Genomic DNA, 4,004 nt, shown 5'->3' on the forward strand with positions numbered 1-4,004 from the left:
TTTCAGTTAGGGTGTCCCCCCCAATTCCCAAAAAACAACTGGACTACCTCGCCACAGCAGAGGTGTTGGGAGTCTATATGGATGCTATAGGAGGGTCGTAATATTGCAAAACCCATATGAAATAATAGATAGCCAGGCTTACCTTTCTATTAGTCTGTTTTTATTTGTTTTTTTGGTAGAGGTGTTGAGAGTCTATATGGCTGCTATAGGAGGGTCGTAATATTGCAAAACCCATATGAAATAATAGATAGCCAGGCTTACCTTTCTATTAGTCTGTCTTTTTTTTGTCTGCCGTCTTTTTTTTGTCTTTTTTCGCAGGCCGTGACTCAGCCGCATCAGATTGTTAGGGGAGCCTTCACTCAGGCTGGGCGATGTAAAACCAAGACAAGTCGGCAGTGAGCTTCTTTTGCTCGGCAGGTGAAAGCTCGGAAAAACGTTTGCCGTGGAACAGCTCGGCGAGGGTGTCCTCGGGGCTCAGTGCGGGAGTTGCGGATAATCGCTGGATGATCTGACCAGACTTTTCGGATTCTTCAATCGCGTAGCGAAACTGGGGTTCTGCGTCACTGCTCAATGACACAAAGGTACTAGGCGGCTGGATAAGCTGTGATAGGTCCCACTTTGCCGGTTGGATCTGGAACTTCCGCAGTCCGAGCTGGAACTCACCGCCGCGGACATCGAACAACTCAGTGCCCGACTCCTCAGTGGCTAGCGTCACGACCTCGAGCGTGAGATTTTGTGGTAACGGCCCATCTAGGTAATCCGCGAGATTGAGCTCGCGGAAATTGAACTGAGCTGAGCCGTCCGGATTGGCAACAATCTCCAGCGCGTCATCGAAGGCCTGGAGGTGACAAATCACGCTGCCATCTTCTTGACCTAGATCTGTGACAATCCGGATTGGCTTGCGGATCAGCGTGTGCATCTTTGGCATCAGCGAGCAGTCGATGCGCGTCTTGTACTTGGTATCCGGCGCGTCGGTCGTTACCAGCGTGAGGTAGTCCGTTTCCGCGCCCATCTCCGCGCTGAATTTCCCAAAGTCGATTTCTCCATTTTCAGCCTTGAATCCGGTCCACTCCAGAGCGGGAATGGACAGTGAGAAGCCGGTGGTTCGGTCTTTTATGACAATATTGGCGAGCGTTAGACTATCGATTTGAAAGAGCTCCAGCGGCCACTCATCAGATTCGCCATGGTCTGTTGACCAACCTTCGTCGCTCTCAGAAGAGGAGGAATCGTCGCTTCTATGATTGGCATTAGAGGAGAAGTTGATCAGCGCCTTACCGACATGTATCTCGTGTATGATGAGGTGTTTTTTGCGGATGATGTCGATGATGCCAGAATAACGAACCCGCACGTCGGCCAGCTCTCCATCATCCCATTTCATCTGTTCGAAACTCAAGCCAGAAGAAAGTGTGCCCGAAACCCCAGTGATCTTTAGCTGTGAATCTTTGCCCGCGGCCTCCATCGCAGCTGCCACGCTCCTAAGCGGAACGGAGGTATGCATGAGTGTCACCCAAGCCGCCACTAAAAGAGAAACCAACAATACAACGCATCCGATAAAAATTTTCAGGAAACAGCCACTTCCCTTTTTATTATTCGCGTGTTGCTTTTTTATGGGGATGGTTGGTGGCGTGTTTGGCGTGGACATATTGTTAAATATTTAAACTTTTTGGGGAGGAAATGGACGAACGGATTTCGCCCGTGGTCTTCCGTGGTCTTACAAGCTAATGTGAATTTTCTTAGAATCGGCGAGGTCGACGCCTTTGGTTTCAAGCCGAGCAACCACTTTCCATCTCTTACGGCTATGGCGCAACCCGCTACTCTGCAGAGCGATTTGGCCGACCTGATTAGCGATCCCCTTGACCAGAGCATTATCGATTTTGTTGGTGAGTGCACCAACTGGGTTATCAAGCAGGTTCTGGGTGTCCTGCTTAGTAGGCGCTTGTAATGCAAAGTCGTATTTCTGAGTGAAACCAGCCCGCAGGTGCTCACTCATCAAGACGTCATGCTCATCTCTATAGAATTCGTCCCAAGAGGTTGAATTGCCGTTTCCGCTGCTGCTTCGTTTCCTGATCTCACGTTCTCCGATCAATGCGATGAACATTCGGTCCACATCAATAGCCTTCTTAGCTTTCAGTGTGAGCTGTCCTTCAGCCATGTCGCCTGAACTGACGTTTTTTTGTTTCAAGGCTATCTCAATGCTGCCCTTCATCGCGCGTGCGATGAAATACACAATGACTCCGAGGACTATTGCCGCGACAACTCCGACTATAAGGTATAATATAACTGAATTTCCGTTGGTTTCCATGATCGTTTTACTTTTGTGTTAAGTGAATTGACTGAGTGGATCATAACGGACTGGCCAGTCATGTGCGATTACAAAAATATCTGCAGATTATAGTGACCGGGACCCACGCCATAAAGGAGTACGGTTATCTGATGCTTTTTGCTGACCAACAGGGTAGTAAGAAAATTGAATATCCAGCCTGCGTGTCACTCCTTCGGCGCTGGGCCGATCGTGCCGCCCTCGATGAAATTCGCTTTGATCATCGTCTGGCGGGTGTCTTCTTTTCCTTGGCTGATGTTATTGACCCAGCGCACGATGCGGTTCGCCACCGAGCGGTTGCTCCAGCGGATATGCGAGACCGATGGTTGGCACTGGCTAAAATGTGTGTCGTTGTCGACGCAGATCAAGGAAAGATCCCGCGGTACCTGAATGTCCTTGTTGAGTAGAAAGTGCAGCGTTGCGAAATAGATCGGGCTGGAGCTGGCGATGATAGCGGTGGGTGGGGAGATTTGGAACGACGAGTCAAGGAATGCATACAAGCCTTCGAGCCCACCCTCCCAACCCGGCATGTTGTAGGAACTCGCCGTGATACCGCCAACCGACAATGCATCGAGAACGGCTCCGCCAATAGCCCCCGCATCCGATACGCTATAAATGCTGTCCAGAAACACAATCCGTTGGTGACCGAGCTCTATCAGCCGACGCGTGGCCTCAGCTAGGGCTGGAACATGGTCCGGACCGACACCGGCGATTTTTAGTTTGCGCCGCCGACCGAAGAGCGCAAAGGCCGGGGACTTTTGTTGCAGGAACCACTCCAGCACCTCACTCGTAGCGCTACCCACCACCCAGGCGTCCGCCTCGGTCTTCCCCACCATGCGGGCGAGCCGCCGCACATCCATCTTAATTTCCGTTAAGTTACTTGGCGCATAAAAGACAGTGTGCCCCGCCGCCTCTAGCTTGTTCTTGGAGTCGATGAGGTAATCCAGAGATCGGTCGTTTTGTTCGTAACATAAAATCGCCACCCGCAAGCCTGGGGGCTTGGCCAATTCTTCAGGCAACTCGATCTTGCGCCGCCGACCCGGGCCCTGCGGCACCAGCAATCCCTCATTCTCAAGCATCGACAGAGCCGCTTCGATCGTCATCCGGCCGACCCCGAATTCGCGGGCGAGCACTGGACCTCCTGGTATCGTGCCCACCCAGACTTTGCGGATCAATTGCTCGCGCAGGTAACTGGCTGCCTGCTCGGACGCAGAGGCAATATGAAGTGGTGTCATCACAGTAGACCTTCATAATGTAGGTCAGGTTGTCAAGAGTGAAATAAATCGACGGATGCCGATGGGGGGTGTAAGGTACGTGTCAGCTTGTGACTAATTCCGGTTTATCCGTGTTTGGAGAGGACCAGCAAGCTCGCTAACCACCAAGAATACTACTAACAACCAATTAATTACATTATAAAAAATCATCAAGAAATATTTGTTCTGTCGCCCCTTTTTTATCATTGGCCGTTTGTGCCTCGGGCGTTCTCCTTTTCTCGAATGCTGCTTCTGCCGCGGTGATCAATGTCAACATTACGAGGTCTACCCCAGCTACTACCGCAATTAGCAATCCTGATTATGGGCTGTGGGCCGAAGGTGACAACACTTGGAATCTATCGTCATCATCTTCAGGCTCTAACTTGGTGGATTCAGGCAATAATGCCACTACGGTTGGCTATATTAACCTG

At 50.9% G+C, this 4,004-nt stretch carries 3 protein-coding genes; all 3 read right to left on the reverse strand.

The window, feature by feature from the left end:
- Nucleotides 1-355: 355 nt before the first annotated feature.
- Nucleotides 356-1,498 (reverse strand): hypothetical protein, encoded by a 1,143-nt coding sequence (locus tag BSZ32_RS08475; protein WP_129589666.1) that lies wholly within the window; start codon nucleotides 1,496-1,498, stop codon nucleotides 356-358.
- Nucleotides 1,499-1,711: 213 nt separating this feature from the next.
- A complete protein-coding gene (locus BSZ32_RS08480) occupies nucleotides 1,712-2,302 on the reverse strand; it encodes a hypothetical protein (RefSeq protein WP_105043039.1) in 591 nt (196 codons plus the stop codon).
- A 185-nt stretch (nucleotides 2,303-2,487) separates the two neighbouring features.
- A complete protein-coding gene (locus BSZ32_RS08485) occupies nucleotides 2,488-3,555 on the reverse strand; it encodes a substrate-binding domain-containing protein (protein ID WP_105043040.1) in 1,068 nt (355 codons plus the stop codon).
- Nucleotides 3,556-4,004: the final 449 nt, after the last annotated feature.

It is taken from the genome of Rubritalea profundi (genome assembly GCF_002954445.1).
Taxonomy (GTDB): Bacteria; Verrucomicrobiota; Verrucomicrobiia; order Verrucomicrobiales; family Akkermansiaceae; genus Rubritalea; species Rubritalea profundi.